Annotated in this window: 15 protein-coding genes; 6 read left to right on the plus strand and 9 right to left on the minus strand. The window is 66.3% G+C overall.

The features are described from left to right. Positions 1-10: 10 nt before the first annotated feature. The 3 genes from DIE22_RS20155 to DIE22_RS20165 all read right to left on the minus strand — a co-directional run bounded on the left by DIE22_RS20155 (position 11) and on the right by DIE22_RS20165 (position 2,245). Positions 11-1,024, minus strand: coding sequence for a tyrosine-type recombinase/integrase (locus DIE22_RS20155; RefSeq protein ID WP_124605961.1), 1,014 nt, complete (start codon positions 1,022-1,024; stop codon positions 11-13). A 102-nt stretch (positions 1,025-1,126) separates the two neighbouring features. Then, positions 1,127-1,504, minus strand: coding sequence for a DUF2471 family protein (locus tag DIE22_RS20160; protein WP_124605962.1), 378 nt, complete (start codon positions 1,502-1,504; stop codon positions 1,127-1,129). 129 nt (positions 1,505-1,633) lie between these two features. After that, on the minus strand, positions 1,634-2,245 hold the full coding sequence (locus DIE22_RS20165) for a helix-turn-helix domain-containing protein (protein WP_124498781.1): 612 nt from the start codon (positions 2,243-2,245) through the stop codon (positions 1,634-1,636). A 161-nt stretch (positions 2,246-2,406) separates the two neighbouring features. On the opposite strand from DIE22_RS20165, the gene DIE22_RS20170 reads away from it, so the two are divergent. Together DIE22_RS20170 and tdh are read left to right on the plus strand one after the other, a co-directional pair. Next, positions 2,407-3,606 (plus strand): glycine C-acetyltransferase, encoded by a 1,200-nt coding sequence (locus DIE22_RS20170; RefSeq protein ID WP_124605963.1) that lies wholly within the window; start codon positions 2,407-2,409, stop codon positions 3,604-3,606. Between the two features lie 13 nt (positions 3,607-3,619). Beyond that, positions 3,620-4,648 carry an L-threonine 3-dehydrogenase gene (gene tdh / locus DIE22_RS20175; protein WP_124498783.1) on the plus strand — a complete coding sequence of 343 codons (1,029 nt, stop codon included), beginning with the start codon at positions 3,620-3,622 and terminating at the stop codon, positions 4,646-4,648. 772 nt (positions 4,649-5,420) lie between these two features. On the opposite strand, the gene DIE22_RS38910 is transcribed toward tdh, so the two are convergent. Further along, complete coding sequence (locus DIE22_RS38910) at positions 5,421-5,576, minus strand: hypothetical protein (protein WP_260426733.1); 156 nt, start codon at positions 5,574-5,576, stop codon at positions 5,421-5,423. Then, a complete protein-coding gene (locus DIE22_RS20185; protein ID WP_124605964.1) occupies positions 5,573-6,211 on the minus strand; it encodes a GNAT family N-acetyltransferase in 639 nt (212 codons plus the stop codon). The genes DIE22_RS38910 and DIE22_RS20185 overlap by 4 nt, the downstream gene beginning before the upstream one ends. Positions 6,212-6,402: 191 nt before the next feature. Here DIE22_RS20185 and DIE22_RS20190 point away from each other — a divergent pair, with 191 nt between their 5' ends. Together DIE22_RS20190 and DIE22_RS20195 are read left to right on the plus strand one after the other, a co-directional pair. Further along, a complete protein-coding gene (locus DIE22_RS20190) occupies positions 6,403-7,017 on the plus strand; it encodes a TetR/AcrR family transcriptional regulator (RefSeq protein ID WP_124605965.1) in 615 nt (204 codons plus the stop codon). Between the two features lie 55 nt (positions 7,018-7,072). Beyond that, positions 7,073-7,552, plus strand: coding sequence for a nuclear transport factor 2 family protein (locus tag DIE22_RS20195; RefSeq protein ID WP_124498786.1), 480 nt, complete (start codon positions 7,073-7,075; stop codon positions 7,550-7,552). A gap of 617 nt (positions 7,553-8,169) precedes the next feature. Here DIE22_RS20195 and DIE22_RS20200 read toward each other — a convergent pair. Beyond that, on the minus strand, positions 8,170-9,255 hold the full coding sequence (locus DIE22_RS20200) for a tartrate dehydrogenase (protein WP_124498787.1): 1,086 nt from the start codon (positions 9,253-9,255) through the stop codon (positions 8,170-8,172). 117 nt (positions 9,256-9,372) lie between these two features. Between DIE22_RS20200 and DIE22_RS20205 the strand changes: the two genes are divergently transcribed. Then, positions 9,373-10,296, plus strand: a complete 924-nt coding sequence (locus tag DIE22_RS20205) for a LysR substrate-binding domain-containing protein (RefSeq protein ID WP_124498788.1) — start codon at positions 9,373-9,375, stop codon at positions 10,294-10,296. Between the two features lie 160 nt (positions 10,297-10,456). On the opposite strand, the gene argC is transcribed toward DIE22_RS20205, so the two are convergent. After that, positions 10,457-11,404 (minus strand): N-acetyl-gamma-glutamyl-phosphate reductase, encoded by a 948-nt coding sequence (argC, locus tag DIE22_RS20210; RefSeq protein ID WP_124605966.1) that lies wholly within the window; start codon positions 11,402-11,404, stop codon positions 10,457-10,459. Between the two features lie 117 nt (positions 11,405-11,521). Between argC and DIE22_RS20215 the strand changes: the two genes are divergently transcribed. Next, positions 11,522-12,406, plus strand: coding sequence for a LysR family transcriptional regulator (locus tag DIE22_RS20215; RefSeq protein WP_124605971.1), 885 nt, complete (start codon positions 11,522-11,524; stop codon positions 12,404-12,406). Positions 12,407-12,568: 162 nt separating this feature from the next. Here the strand turns inward: DIE22_RS20215 and DIE22_RS20220 are convergent, their stop codons facing one another. Further along, complete coding sequence (locus tag DIE22_RS20220; RefSeq protein WP_124605967.1) at positions 12,569-13,021, minus strand: hypothetical protein; 453 nt, start codon at positions 13,019-13,021, stop codon at positions 12,569-12,571. Between the two features lie 60 nt (positions 13,022-13,081). Beyond that, positions 13,082-14,299 (minus strand): patatin-like phospholipase family protein, encoded by a 1,218-nt coding sequence (locus tag DIE22_RS20225; protein WP_185640653.1) that lies wholly within the window; start codon positions 14,297-14,299, stop codon positions 13,082-13,084. Positions 14,300-14,504: the final 205 nt, after the last annotated feature.

The raw sequence follows: 14,504 nt of genomic DNA on the forward strand, positions 1-14,504 counted from the left end.
CGGCTGGGCATCAGTGAGTGTCGTCCTGGTCGGACGCGTCACCAGTCGCGAGATCATCGCGCCAGTTCTTCCACGCGCGATGCAGGCGGTTCGACGAGATCGGCCGCATGAAGCCGAGCCATTTGCCGACTCGCTCGGGCGGCACGTCGTGTTCGAACAGCTCGGCCGCATACGTGTTGCGCAGCGTTTGCGGACTCGCGCGCGCGGTGCGCGACGACGTGAGCCCCGCGGATTCGACGATTGCATCGATCGCGCGCAGCATCGTCGCCTTGTGCATCGGCCGCCCGGCGTGCGACGCCGGAAACACGAGCTCGCCGGGAATCTCCTGACGCTTGCGCTCCAGGAGCCACGCTTCGAGCAACGCGATGGCGAACGATGCCAGATGGGTCTCGCGTGAGAAATCAGGATGCGTCGACGGGATCTGCAGCGACGTTCCGCTGATATTGATGCAACTAATCGTAAGCGCGCGTGCTTCGCTGGTCTTCACGCCGGCGCCGAGAAACGCAGCGACGAGTGCGCGGTCGCGCCGCTCTTTCCAGTAGGCCGAGCCCGATACGCCGATCGGCGAAAACAGGTAGGCCAGCAACTTCGCGCGTTCAGCCGGCGTCAGGAAACCGGTCGGCTCGTTGTCGCGTGCCTGGCGCCAGTTCGCTTCGCCATCCTGAGCAATGAAGCGTGCCGGATTGGTGGACGCGAACTCGGTGCGCCGGATGTGGTCGAGCACGCGCTCGATCAGCCGCAAATAGCGCAGTCGCTGGGTTTTCCGGATCGGAAGCTCGCCGACGAAGTTCGCGATCGATGCGGTATCGACCGTGGCCAGGTTTTTCTGGTGTACCCGCAGCCACGCGAGAAAGGCGCCCCATTGTGCGCGATAGACGTCGGCTGACGAACGGCGGTAGTCCTGCATGGCAAGCCATGCGTCGAATGCGGTTTCGGGCGAGAGGATCCAGTCGGATGCGCCGCGGTCGAACAGATCCTTTGCTTCCAGGGATGCCGGGGTGTCGGATGGCGTGGGAAGGGACATGTTATTTATTCCGTTAGTTGCGTATATGGTAGCCCTTTCCGCAACGTCGCGGGCAGCAGGATGCGGGAGCCGGCCGCGATGTCGGACGGCCCGGGCCTGACGTCAGTCGCCCCACGCCTTGGACGGACGGTGAACGCGCTCGCGGGGTGCTGTTTCCTGCGACCTGGCCGCGGCTTCATATGCGAGGACCGCGAACGAGAACACGGCGGGCAGCGCATTTGACCGGCCGAAGTCGATCGGATCGTCCGTTTCGGGAAAAGTCATGTCCGACGGCCGTTCGAACAGTTGGCGCATGCCGGCATCGTGCCGGCTGGCAAAGCCGAGATCGGCGAGCGCCTCGGCTTCGATCGCGTGCAGCAGGCGCCACGACAGCGGGACGCGCTGATGGATGTAGCGCCCGGCTATATGGCGAACGATCAGCTCGAGGTCGTGCGCGGCAGCCTTGAAGCTGAGCGCGGCCAAATCTTGTTCTTCTGTCATCGCAGGCTCCTGTCGACCGGAGCAGGCGCCTCGGTGCGCCGACCCCGGCCATGCATGGCGGAATGTCCGTTTACTGTACAAACATACAGTACTTTCCGCAACTGGCCTTTCGGCCAGCTACCCGCATCGTCAGCGATGAATCACGATCAGTAGTGCGCGCGCCTCGGCCTTGCCGGGGTTGCGGATCGCGTGCGGCGCGTCGGCCGGGTAGCGTGCGGTGTCGCCCGCCTTCAGGCGCCGGCTCGCCGCCGCGGCTTCGATTTCCATCGCGCCCTGCAGCACGGTGAGGTGCTCGCGCGTGCCGGGTTCGTGCGCGTTCGACACGAGCGCGCCGCCGCCCGGCAGCGTGAGTTCGTACCACTCGAACTTGCCGGCCAGGTCGATCGGGCCCCATACGCGCAATTGATAGCGGCCATCGTGGCCGGCGAGCGTCGGAATGTCGTGCGGGCCGTCCACGCGGATCGTCTCCGGCGCCTTCGGCTGCGAGAACAGTTCGTCGAGCGTGATGCCGAGCGCGTTCGTGAGCCGCCACGCGACCGCGATCGTCGGATTGGCCTTGTCGCGTTCGATTTCGGAGAGCATCGACTTCGATACGCCGGCCGCGCGCGACAGGTCGTCGAGCGTCAGCTTGCGCTCGTTGCGCAGGCGCTGGATTTGCTCGCCGACCCGCGGCGGCGTCACGCCCGGCGGCTGCGGTGCGGCGCCGGCAGGCGTGCGCCGCGACGCGGAGGAACTTGCCATTTGGTTTCCGTTCGCTTAGAGTTGTTCGATATTTCGAATACTAGTTCGGAATATCGGATAAATGCGGTCAATCGAACGACCGACTATAACAGTAGCAGGCCGTTGCGCTGTCGCCACGAGTGGCGCGCGGCGGAGTGCGAATCCCTGTCAGGAGCTTTGCGATGCGTGATGCCTTTCTCGCCCAGGTGCGCGGGACGCTCGACCAGATCCGCGCGGACGGTTTTTACAAGACCGAGCGCGAGATCGCCAGCCCGCAAGCGGCGGCCGTGCGGCTCGCCGGCGGTGCCGGCGTGCTGAATTTCTGCGCGAACAACTATCTGGGCCTGGCGAACGATCCGCGCCTCGTCGCCGCGGCGAAGGCCGGTCTCGACGAGGACGGTTTCGGCATGGCATCGGTGCGCTTCATCTGCGGCACGCAAACCGTGCACAAACAGCTCGAAAGCGCGCTGGCGTCGTTTCTCGGCACCGAGGACAGCATCCTGTACTCGAGCTGCTTCGATGCGAACGGCGGCCTGTTCGAGACGCTGCTCGACGAGAACGACGCGGTGATCAGCGACGAGCTGAACCACGCGAGCATCATCGACGGCGTTCGCCTCTGCAAGGCGAAGCGTTTCCGTTACAAGAACAACGACCTGTCCGACCTCGAGGCGAAGCTGAAGGAAGCCGACGCAGCGGGCGCGCGCCACAAGCTGATCGCGACTGACGGCGTGTTCTCGATGGACGGCATCATCGCCGACCTGAAAGGCATCTGTGACCTCGCCGATCGTTACGGCGCGCTCGTGATGGTCGACGACTCGCACGCGGTCGGCTTCATCGGCGCGCATGGCCGCGGCACGCCCGAGCACTGCGGCGTCGACGGTCGCGTCGACATCATCACCGGCACGCTCGGCAAGGCGCTCGGCGGCGCATCGGGCGGCTATGTCGCGGCCCGGCGCGAGATCGTCGAATTGCTGCGCCAGCGTTCGCGCCCGTACCTGTTTTCGAACACGCTGACGCCGAGCATCGCCGCGGCGTCGCTGAAGGTGCTCGAGCTCCTCGGCAGCGACGAAGGTGCGACGCTGCGCGAACGCGTGCGCGAGAACGGCGTGCGTTTCCGCGAGCAGATGACCGCCGCGGGTTTCACGCTCGTGCCGGGTGCGCATCCGATCATCCCGGTGATGCTCGGCGACGCGCAGCTCGCGACGAACATGGCCGACAAGCTGCTCGCCGAAGGCGTCTACGTGATCGGCTTCTCGTTCCCGGTCGTGCCGCGCGGCCGCGCGCGCATCCGCACGCAGATGAGCGCCGCGCATACGCCCGAGCAGATCGATCAGACGGTCGCCGCGTTCGTGCGTGTCGGCAAGTCGCTCGGCATCGTCTGACGGAGGCGCGACCATGAAAGCACTGGCAAAGCTCGAACGCGGCCCTGGCCTCACGCTCACGCGCGTGAAGCGCCCCGAAGTCGGACACAACGACGTGCTGATCAAGATTCGCCGCACGGCGATCTGCGGCACCGACATCCATATCTGGAAGTGGGACGACTGGGCGCAGAAGACGATTCCCGTCCCGATGCATGTCGGTCACGAGTACGTCGGCGAGATCGTCGAGATGGGGCAGGAAGTGCGCGGCTTCGCGATCGGCGATCGCGTGTCCGGCGAAGGCCACATCACGTGCGGTTTCTGCCGCAACTGTCGCGCGGGGCGCCGGCATCTATGCCGCAACACCGTCGGCGTGGGCGTGAACCGCGAGGGTGCGTTCGCCGAGTATCTGGCGATTCCCGCGTTCAACGCGTTCAAGATTCCGCCCGAGATCTCCGACGATCTCGCGTCGATCTTCGATCCGTTCGGCAACGCGACGCACACCGCGCTGTCGTTCAATCTCGTCGGCGAGGACGTGCTGATCACCGGGGCGGGCCCGATCGGCATCATGGCCGTCGCGATCGCGAAGCATGTCGGTGCGCGCAACGTCGTGATCACCGACATCAACGACTATCGGCTCGAACTCGCGCGCAAGATGGGGGCGACGCGTGCGGTCAACGTCGCGCGCGAGTCGCTGCGCGACGTGATGGCCGACCTGCACATGACGGAAGGCTTCGACGTCGGCCTCGAGATGTCGGGTGTGCCGAGCGCGTTCACGAGCCTGCTCGAGGCGATGAATCACGGCGGCAAGGTCGCGCTGCTCGGCATTCCGCCCGCGCAGACGGCGATCGACTGGAACCAGGTGATCTTCAAGGGGCTCGAGATCAAGGGCATCTACGGTCGCGAGATGTTCGAGACCTGGTACAAGATGGTCGCGATGCTGCAAAGCGGCCTCGATCTGTCGCCGATCATCACGCATCGCTTTGCGGCCGACGATTACGAGAAGGGCTTCGCCGCGATGCTGTCCGGTGAAAGCGGCAAGGTGATTCTCGACTGGACGGTCTGAGTGCCGGCCGGGCGGCTCGGCGCGTTTGCCGACTGCGCCGCTCGTGCCGGCATGAGCGTTTGTCGGGGCCCGTCAGCCTCGACAAACGCGTAAGGTGAGACTATTCGGGAGCCGTGCTCGCGTGCCGAATGGCGGCGCGATCACGCTTTCGTGGCGCGCTTGGGCGCGGAATGCAACCGGTTGCACGCAGCTTCCGGTTTGCGAAACGAGGGCGATCACGCTTTGATTCCGCGGTGCGCGTCGGTGACAGTCAATCGCGCGTGCACCTCACCCGTCCAGGGCGCACCGCATCCCTTCCGTCGCGTCGCCCGGCGCATGTCTTTCTTCCCGGCCTTCCGTTCTTCGCTTGCCGTGCTTGAACAGCGAGCCCTCGCCGCATCACCTGCTTGTCATGGTTTGCCGTGCTCCTGCAGCAACACATCGCCATGCAGCGCGATCACAGCGCATCGTCGATGCGTGAGGCAATCAATGACGTGCGAGCTCACCCGTCAACCTGCCGGTCGGCATCGATCGGTGCGTTGCCCGCTATTTGATCCGCTCACCGTTCAACCATCGCGGTTCGAGCTGCAGACTCAACACGACGAGCCAGCGTTTCGGGCATTGCGGGGCGATTTCGACCAGATCGCCATGCATTCCGGAAACGGTCACGAGTCCGTGTTGCGCCGCATGCCGATACGCACGCGATGCGTCGGCCTGAAGCCAGAAGCTGACCCGGTGCGCAGGTGACGAAGCGGAACAGCAGCAACGTCGCGGCTTCCGGCGCGAAGCCGAGTCATTCAAGCAGGCCGTCGAACCCGAGCGTCAGTATTTGCGTGACCGCGATCGTGACGGCCGTCAGCTTCAACAGACCGCGCATGTGCAGTGCCGCCCGCGTGCGGGCATGCCGCAGGGCAAGCCGCGCGCGATCGTCGTCGGCATCGTGTCTCATGACGCCGCGCCGGCACGCCGCGCGACGTGGATCGATGTCATGTCGGATGCAGGCATCCGCTCGCCCGACACACCGACGGCTTTGCACAGGATCGCGCTGTCGTAGCAGTGTCCCGCAAACCGCATCACGTCGATCAACTGAAACCCTTCGCGGCGATAGAAATCGACGAGCCGGATCGCCGCATGCGGCGCATCGAGCGCGAGGTGCGTCGCGCCGCGCGCGGCGGCCCGCCGTTGCGCGAACGCGAGCAGCGCCCGCCCGATGCCGCGGTCCTGCCAGACCGGATCGACGGCCAGCTGGCCGAGCGTCGCGACGCGGCGGCTGCGGTACGGGTCGCAACGCGAATCGGGATCGTGCGGCTGCATCGTGATCGTCGCGACCAGGTGCGCGTTGCCGAGCGCGACGAAACACTCGCTGGCGAGCATGCGTTCGCGCGTCACCGACGCCGGCTGGTCGACACCTGGACAGTTGAAGCCCGCGGCGCCGAGATGCGCGTACGCACGATGCAGCAACGCGGTCAGCGATTCATACGAATCGCTGCGCGGATCGAAACGCCGTACGACGACGCGGCCATCGAGCCGCTTGGCATAAGCCGCATAGGCACGCGCGGAGCGTGCGGATTCCGGTCGCTGCATGATGTCCTTTCGCCCAGACTGGGTGAGCGAAGTGTAGTGAGCGCCCTGTGTTCGCTTCAAGAAAAAATGTCGTAAACGCCGCCTGGAACGCGCGGCCCGCCATCGGGACCGGGCGGCGTTCGGCCCTCCCGCCGACAGGGCCATTTCGCGCGGGGGTTGACGAGGGAGAACGATCGTTCTACCGTAAACCCATGAACACACATGATGACCTCTCCGGCGAACCGGCCGTCCGCGACCGGCTGCTCGACGCGGCCGAAGCGCTGATCTACTCGGGCGGCATCCACGCCACGGGTGTCGATGCGATCGTGAAGCGGTCCGGCGCCGCGCGAAAGAGCTTTTATTCGCATTTCGAATCGAAGGAGGCGCTGGTCGTCGCCGCGCTCGAGCGCCGTGACGAACGCTGGATGCGCTGGTTCGTCGATGCAACGCTCGCGCGCGGCACGTCGCCGCGGGCGCATTTGCTCGGCATGTTCGATGTGCTGCGCGACTGGTTTGCGCAGCCCGATTTTCACGGTTGCGCATTCCTGAACGCATCCGGCGAGATTGCCGACGTCGACGATCCGGTGCGCGTCGTCGCGCGTATGCACAAGGCGCGCTTGCTGGCGTTCGTGCGCGAGCGGTTCGACGCGTATGCCGATGACGCCTCGATCGAGCGCCGCGGCCTGGCCCGCCTCGCGCGTCAATGGCTGGTGCTGATCGACGGCGCGATCGGCGTGGCGCTCGTCAGCGGCGATGCAATCGCCGCGCGCGATGCGCGTGCAACGGCGGAACTCTTGCTCGATACGCTGTCTCGAGCGTCGAAGTAGTACGTCCCAACCGGCTGCGTCCGTGCGCGGCCAGAACCTTGAACAGGAGCATCCCATGTCCGCTTCCCCGGAAGTCCGTCCGCCCGTTCCGCCCTTCACGCTCGACACGGCGCGCCAGAAAGTGCGCGCCGCGGAGGATGCGTGGAACACGCGCGACCCGCAGCGCGTCTCGCTCGCCTATACGCCGCAGAGCCGGTGGCGCAATCGCGCGGAGTTCGTGACGGGCCGCGACGAGATCGTCGGCCTGCTGCAGCGGAAATGGACGCGCGAGCTCGACTACCGGCTGATCAAGGAGCTGTGGGCGTTCGACGGCAATCGCATCGCGGTGCGATTCGCCTACGAATGGCATGACGACGCCGGCAACTGGTTCCGCTCGTACGGAAACGAAAACTGGGAGTTCGACGAAAACGGATTGATGGCGCATCGCCACGCGAGCATCAACGACCTGCCGATTCGCGAAGCGGATCGCCTGTACCACTGGCCGCTCGGCCGCCGTCCGGACGATCATCCCGGCCTGTCCGATCTCGGGCTGTGACGCAGCACGATGGCTGACGCGTGGACGCGCCCGATCGAGCATCGAGCGCGTCCCCTGTGCTCAACGGTGAGGAAATTCGGGAGCCGCGTATTGAGGTGAGTGTTTTCGGGAGTCGAGCATTCTGTGCTGGACGGTGTGATTCTTCACGCCCTGCATCTCACCGATCAATCTTCGCAGGAAACGGCGCGAATGCGCCGGCGGAATTACCGCATGCATGGGCATGCGCCGATCTCTCGTCACTCGCGTGCGAAGCAAACGTGAATCGGACACAGCACGGCGGCGCATTCGCACTGCCTCGCGACCCGTACTGGTTGGCCTACCCGCACAGTGGTGAGATTCAATCGGTGTGCATCGATGCGGGATGCAACTCACCGTTCGATTTCAACACGATGCTGATCACGGTAATGATCGAAACGTAACCGTGCGTGTCACCGGATGGCGTTGCTCACCGTTCGACATCGACATCGACATCGACATCGACACGCACGCATGCCACTCATGCATGCAAGCGTGTGTGTCGGCATCTGCAAAGGTGCGCGGCAGTCAGCCGTGTTGCTCACCCTCGAACACGACACCCATCGACCGCCCGGCAGCCGCGCACCCTTCACATCGTCCCGTCAGCCGACAATCCGCGCCGCGATCGCTTCACCCACTTCCTGCGTCCCCGCCTGGCCGCCGAGATCGCGCGTGCGCGGCCCGGTGCGCAGCACCTCCTCGATCGCCGCGACGATCGCGTCGTGCGCTTCGTGTTCGCGGCCCGCGCCGTTGCCGAGGAACTCGAGCATCATCGCCGCCGACCAGATCATCGCAATCGGGTTCGCGATGTATTGGCCCGCGATGTCCGGCGCGGAGCCGTGCACCGGTTCGAACAGCGACGGAAACGTGCGATCCGGGTTGAGGTTCGCCGACGGCGCGATGCCGATCGTGCCCGTGCAGGCCGGCCCGAGGTCGGAAAGGATATCGCCGAACAGGTTCGACGCGACGACCACGTCGAAGCGGTCGGGCTGCAGCACGAAGCGTGCGCACAGGATGTCGATGTGCTGCTTGTCCACGGCGATCTCGGGATAGCGTTCGCCCATTTCGGCGGCGCGCGCGTCCCACCACGGCATGCTGATCGCGATGCCGTTGCTCTTCGTCGCGACGGTCAGCCGCTTCGCGCGGCGCTGGGCGAGCTCGAACGCGAACTTCAGCACGCGCTCGGTGCCGTGACGCGTGAAGATCGACTGCTGCATGACCACTTCGCGCTCGGTGCCTTCGAACATCGTGCCGCCGACCGACGAGTATTCGCCCTCGGTGTTCTCGCGCACGATCATGAAGTCGATGTCGCCTGCGTTGCGACCGGCGAGCGGCGACGGCACGCCGTCGAACAGGCGCGCGGGCCGCAGGTTGATGTACTGGTCGAACTCGCGGCGGAACTTCAGCAGCGAACCCCACAGCGAAATGTGGTCGGGAACCGTCGCGGGCCAGCCGACCGCGCCGAACAGGATCGCGTCCATGCCCGACAACTGCGCCTTCCAGTCGTCCGGCATCATCTTGCCGTGCTGCGCGTAGTAGTCGCAGCTCGCCCAGTCGATCTGCTCGAACTGGAAGCGGATGCCGAAGCGCGCCGTCACGGCGTCGAGCGCGCGCAGGCCCTCGGGCATCACTTCACGGCCGATGCCGTCACCGGGGATGACGGCAATCTTGTACGTCTTGTCGCTCATGCAAGCCTCCTTGGCTGGTCGGGCCGCCGGCAGCGTGCGCAGCGGAACATGACGCCATTTTATTTATTTCCATTCAGATTAAAATCATGCGAAAGGTTAATCGACTTTCCACGAATCGTGAATAAATCGCCGAATCTCGACGACCTGCGCGTCTTCAGCCTGGTCGTCCGCCTGACGAGCTTCAGCGCGGCCGCGGAGCAGCTCGCGGTGTCGCCCGCGTATGTGAGCAAGCGCGTCGCGCTGCTCGAGGCGCAGCTCGGCACGCGCCTGCTGCATCGCTCGACGCGCCGCGTGACGGTCACGGAAGCCGGCGAGCGCGTGTTCGCGCGTGCCGAGAAGATTCTCGACGACGTCGATCATCTCGTCGAGGACGTGTCGACCACGCGCACGGTGCCGCGCGGCACGCTGCGCATCTCGAGCAGCTTCGGCTTCGGCCGCCATGTCGTTGCACCGGCGCTGCTCGACTTCTCCGCGCGCTATCCGCAGCTCAACGTGCGGCTCGATCTGTTCGACCGGCTCGTCGACGTCGCGGGTGAAGGCTACGACCTCGACGTGCGCATCGGCGACGAGATTGCCGATCACCTGATCGCGCGCCGGCTTGCCACGAACCATCGCGTGCTGTGTGCGTCGCCCGACTATCTCGCACGGCGCGGCACGCCGCGCACGCTCGCGGATCTCGCGTCGCACGACTGTCTCGCGATCAAGGAGCGCGACCATCCGTTCGGCGTGTGGCGGCTGAACCTGCGCGGCGAAACGGCAACCGTGAAGGTCGGCGGAGCGCTGTCGACGAACCACGGCGAGGTGGCCGTGCAATGGGCGCTGGCGGGACGCGGGATCGTGCTGCGTTCGATCTGGGAAGCGGGGCCGCTGATCGAGCGCGGCGAGCTCTGTCGCGTGCTGCCGGACGCGATTCAGCCGGCGAACATCTGGGCCGTGTATCCGGAACGCGTCGCGGCTTCGGCGAAGGTGCGCGTGTGCGTCGATTTTCTGGCGGACGCGCTCGCCGGGTTGAATGCCGCGGCGAGCGACGACGCGGGCTGAAATCGGACAAAGGTGAGCTTTTACGGGGGCATGTGCAGCGCATCGGCAGGCACCCGTTTACCGCTCGCAACCGCATCGCGAGCGGGCACCGTCCGGCAGGCACCGACGCATCGGTGGCCGCGACACGCCGGGCCGGCCGACGATGGCGCCCGCACGCCGCTTAGGCCGCTTTCTCCACGCTCGCCGCACCGAGCATCAGGTCGAGATTCTGCACGGCCGCGCCGGATGCCCCTTTGCCGAGATTGTCGAACACGGCGGACAGCAGCACCTGACCATGATCGGCATTGCAGAACACGCTGAGCCGCAAGTCGTTCGACCCGTTCAGCGCTTGCGGGTCGAGATGCGTGATCGCGCGCGCGTCCGCGAGCGGCGTGACCTCGACGTGGCGCGCGCCGGCGTAGTGGTGCGCGAGACACGCGTGCAGCGACTCACCGGTCACGCCGGCCGGAAGAAGGCGCAGCTCGATCGGCACGGTCAGCACGATGCCCTGCCGATACGCGCCGTAAGCCGGAACGAACAGCGGACGGTGCGTGAGCCCGGCATGCAGCTGAATCTCGGGCACATGCTTGTGCGCGAGCGCGAGGCCGTAGACCTGCAGTGGTTTCGCGCGTGCGGTGCCGTTCGATTCGAACGCGTCGATGGCGGTCCGTCCGCCGCCCGAGTAACCGGACACCGCATGGATGCTCACCGGGTAATCGCGCGGCAGCAGGCCCGCCTGTTGCAGCGGCCGAAGCAGTCCGATCGCGCCCGTCGGATAGCAGCCCGGATTGCTGACGCGCTGCGCGCGCGCGATTTTCTGCGCATGTCCGTCGGCCATCTCGGGAAAACCGTAGACCCATTCCGGTTCGGTGCGATGGGCCGAACTCGCGTCGATCACGCGTACCGCCGGATTCCGGATGAAGCCGACCGCTTCGCGCGCGGCGGCGTCCGGCAGGCACAGAATCGCAATATCGGATGCGTTGATCGCTTCGGCGCGCCGCGCGGGGTCCTTGCGTTCGGTATCCGGCAGCGTGACGAGCCGCAGGTCGGTGCGATCCCGCAGGCGCGCGTGGATCTGCAATCCGGTCGTACCTTGGTCGCCGTCGATATAGACAGTGGGTAGGCTCATGATGGTCGCGTTCCTCGTTTCGGACTCGGGAAAGCCGTATCGTCCATCGAACGCCTAGAATAGGAAAAGTTGAATTTCCTGATTGCCGGATTCAGTTTTCCTGAACGAGAGGTGGGCATGCGCGAGATCAGTCTGGACCGACTGCGTACGCTGGTCGCGATCGCCGACCAGGGATCCTTCGTGGCCGCCGCGCAACTGCTCCATCTGGCGCCGCCGACGGTCAGCCTTCATGTCGCGGAACTCGAAAGCCGCATCGGCGCGCCGTTGCTGTCGCGCACGCGCGGCAACGTGCGGCCGTCGACCATCGGCGCCGTGCTGGTGGAGCGGGCGCGCCGTCTGCTGGCCGAAGTCGAGTCGACCCTCGACGACGTGGAGCGGCAAGTGCAGGGGCTGACCGGGCGGGTGCGCCTCGGCGCGTCGACCGGGGCGATCGCTCATCTGTTGCCGCAGGCGGTGGCCCGGTTGCGCGAGCGGCATCCCGACATCGATGTGCAGATCGCCGTGCTCACGTCGCACGACACACTGGCGCGCATTGCACAGGGCACGCTGGACGTCGGGCTGGTTGCGCTGCCGCAGCCGGCGGTCGCGGGGCTGTCGATCCGCGCGTGGCGGCGCGATCCCGTGCTGGCTTTCCTGCCCGCGGACTGGCGGCTTCCGGCGCGGGTGACGCCGGCCTACCTGGCTGCGCGTCCGCTGATTCTCAACGATGCGACCACCCGCCTGTCGCGGCTCACGGCGGAATGGTTCGCGCTCGGCGGCCATCGGCCCGAGCCGCGTATCGAGCTCAACTACAACGATGCGATCAAGAGTCTGGTCGCCGCGGGTTACGGCGCGACGCTGCTGCCGCACGAGACGGGCGCCCCGCTGCCCGACGCACGCATCGTCATGCGGCCGCTGCGTCCGGCGTTGTGGCGTGAACTGGGTATCGCCCATCGGGCCGGCCCGGTCGAGCGGCCGACGCAGCACGTGCTCGATGCGTTATGGGCGCTCGGCGCGCGCTAGGGAACCGCGCGGCCGTTCAGGACGTGTGCCGCGGCGCCGAATCGACCGGACGCAGCATGCGCCGCGCCGAACGCTGCATCGACGTTTCGTCGACAGTAGCGGGACGTGTCCGATCGAATGGCTGACCGGCGAACGATTGTGCCGACACGCGGCCGTGGCCCATTACAGCCGGTTGTCCTTCGCGAGCATCAGCACGCGCGCCCAGCGCCGTGCATCGCGCTTGTCCATCATCGGCAGCTTCCATTCGCCGCGCACGCGCACGACCAGATGCCAGCGGCCGTCGATCGGCGCGGCCTCGCAGCCGTCGAGCTGCGACAGCGTATAGCGGCCGTCCGCGCCGTCATGCGACAGCCACAGCAGCCCCTGCGTCGCGGACACGCGCACCTCGCCCCAGGCGCGATGCACGATGTGGGTCCAGCCTTGCTCCTTCGTGTTCGGTGCGATGTCGCGGCGGCGCTTGATCCACCATGCGACCAGCGCGACCAGGATCGCGCCGGCGAGTGCCGCGGCCGCGATCGCGACCGGCTGGCCGAACTGCGCGGCGATGACGTGAAACAGGTGAACCGCGCCCCATCCAATGGCGATGAGCGCGAACAGCGCAATGAAAATCGGCATGTCGAACCGGAAAAGAGGACGGACCGGCGCGGGCGGCGCGCCGGTCCGTCGCACACGGCATTACCGGCGGCGGTGAATGTCGTGCGTGACGAAGCCCGCGTCGTTGATGGGCAGCGCGAGGCCGTCCTTGACCGCGAGCGTGTTGCGGATGTCGTCGAGACCCGCGGCCCAGTGGTCGCGCATCGTCGACAGACCGAACTGATAGTCCTTGTAGTGGTGCTCGTACGCCTTCTGCTGATAGATCAGGTGCTGGATGTTGTACTTCTTCCCGCTCGACATCGCTTCAGCCTCGACGCACCACGGGTCGTTCTTGCGCTGCGCTTCCGGCACCTGCTCGAGCACGTGGCGCAGCACGTTGCGGTAGCGCTGTTCGCGCTGCAGCGTGTCGGTGACGAAACGCGTGCGGCTCGAGTACTGCACGTCCTTCGTGCGTTCCGCGACATCGGCCATCGTGCGCGGCAGCGGCCCGCGTGCGCTCCACAGATCGACCTGGAACGCCAGCGTGTCGCGGCGCGGACGCGCGCGCAGCACTTCCATCAGCGGCGTGTTCGACACGACGCCGCCGTCCCAGTAGTACTCGCCGTCGATCTCGACCGGCGGGAACGCGGGCGGCAGCGCGCCGGACGCCATGAAGTGCTCGGGCGTGAGGCGGATGCGCGAGTTGTCGAAGTACACGAAGTTGCCGGTGCCGACGTTGACCGCGCCGACCGACACGCGCGTCTCGCCCGAGTTGATCCGGTCGAAATCGCACAGCTTGAGCAGCGTCGCGCGCAGCGCCGACGTGTCGTACCAGCTGATCTTTTCCGGATGATCGGACACGCCCGGCAGCGGCGGCGGGAAGCGCGGCACGAAGAAGCCCTGCTGGCCCTGCATCATCGCGCTCGCGGCCTGCGATGCGGTGAAGAACGTGCGGATCTGGTCGATGCTGTTGAACAGCGCGAATTCGAACGCGGCCGGAATCGCGGGAAAGAACGCCGGCTGGCAGATCGTTTCCCAGAATTCGCGCAGCCGCTCGACGCGATGTTCGGGCGCATTGCCGGCGATCAGCGCGGTGTTGAGCGCACCGATCGAGATGCCTGCGATCCAGTCGAGCGGAACGCCCGCTTCGTGCAGCCCTTCGAACACGCCGGCCTGATACGCGCCGAGCGCGCCGCCGCCCTGCAGGACGAGCGCGATCGTTTCGTACGGCAGCGACCGCGCAGCGGCCGGCGGGCCGGCTTCGTGATGCAGGTCCGCCGCATCGACGGCCTGCTTTTCTGTACGCGCGTGCGGTTTCATCAATTGCTCCGAGAAATCCCGCCGTGGATGGCGGACACGGATGGCGTGACGTCGATCGACGGCACGCCATCGTGAGTCGTGAGAATAGGTGGTGGTGCGGGAATCGCCTCCCGTCAGGGAGGCGAGGACGTTACTGCATGAACCAGCCGTGGCTGACGACGAACGACTGGCCCGTGAGCGCGGCGCTCGGGAACGCCGACAGGAA

It is taken from the genome of Burkholderia sp. Bp9142 (assembly GCF_003853415.1).
In the GTDB taxonomy this organism is placed as follows: domain Bacteria; phylum Pseudomonadota; class Gammaproteobacteria; order Burkholderiales; family Burkholderiaceae; genus Burkholderia.

What these genes read in the sequence shown, in the direction of transcription:
- DIE22_RS20155 (WP_124605961.1), bottom strand. Translation starts at nt 1,024, where the DNA reads ATGTCCCTTCCCACGCCATCCGACACCCCGGCATCCCTGGAAGCAAAG.
- DIE22_RS20160 (WP_124605962.1), bottom strand. Translation starts at nt 1,504, where the DNA reads ATGACAGAAGAACAAGATTTGGCCGCGCTCAGCTTCAAGGCTGCCGCG.
- DIE22_RS20165 (WP_124498781.1), bottom strand. Translation starts at nt 2,245, where the DNA reads ATGGCAAGTTCCTCCGCGTCGCGGCGCACGCCTGCCGGCGCCGCACCG.
- DIE22_RS20170 (WP_124605963.1), top strand. Translation starts at nt 2,407, where the DNA reads ATGCGTGATGCCTTTCTCGCCCAGGTGCGCGGGACGCTCGACCAGATC.
- tdh (WP_124498783.1), top strand. Translation starts at nt 3,620, where the DNA reads ATGAAAGCACTGGCAAAGCTCGAACGCGGCCCTGGCCTCACGCTCACG.
- DIE22_RS38910 (WP_260426733.1), bottom strand. Translation starts at nt 5,576, where the DNA reads ATGAGACACGATGCCGACGACGATCGCGCGCGGCTTGCCCTGCGGCAT.
- DIE22_RS20185 (WP_124605964.1), bottom strand. Translation starts at nt 6,211, where the DNA reads ATGCAGCGACCGGAATCCGCACGCTCCGCGCGTGCCTATGCGGCTTAT.
- DIE22_RS20190 (WP_124605965.1), top strand. Translation starts at nt 6,403, where the DNA reads ATGAACACACATGATGACCTCTCCGGCGAACCGGCCGTCCGCGACCGG.
- DIE22_RS20195 (WP_124498786.1), top strand. Translation starts at nt 7,073, where the DNA reads ATGTCCGCTTCCCCGGAAGTCCGTCCGCCCGTTCCGCCCTTCACGCTC.
- DIE22_RS20200 (WP_124498787.1), bottom strand. Translation starts at nt 9,255, where the DNA reads ATGAGCGACAAGACGTACAAGATTGCCGTCATCCCCGGTGACGGCATC.
- argC (WP_124605966.1), bottom strand. Translation starts at nt 11,404, where the DNA reads ATGAGCCTACCCACTGTCTATATCGACGGCGACCAAGGTACGACCGGA.
- DIE22_RS20215 (WP_124605971.1), top strand. Translation starts at nt 11,522, where the DNA reads ATGCGCGAGATCAGTCTGGACCGACTGCGTACGCTGGTCGCGATCGCC.
- DIE22_RS20220 (WP_124605967.1), bottom strand. Translation starts at nt 13,021, where the DNA reads ATGCCGATTTTCATTGCGCTGTTCGCGCTCATCGCCATTGGATGGGGC.
- DIE22_RS20225 (WP_185640653.1), bottom strand. Translation starts at nt 14,299, where the DNA reads ATGAAACCGCACGCGCGTACAGAAAAGCAGGCCGTCGATGCGGCGGAC.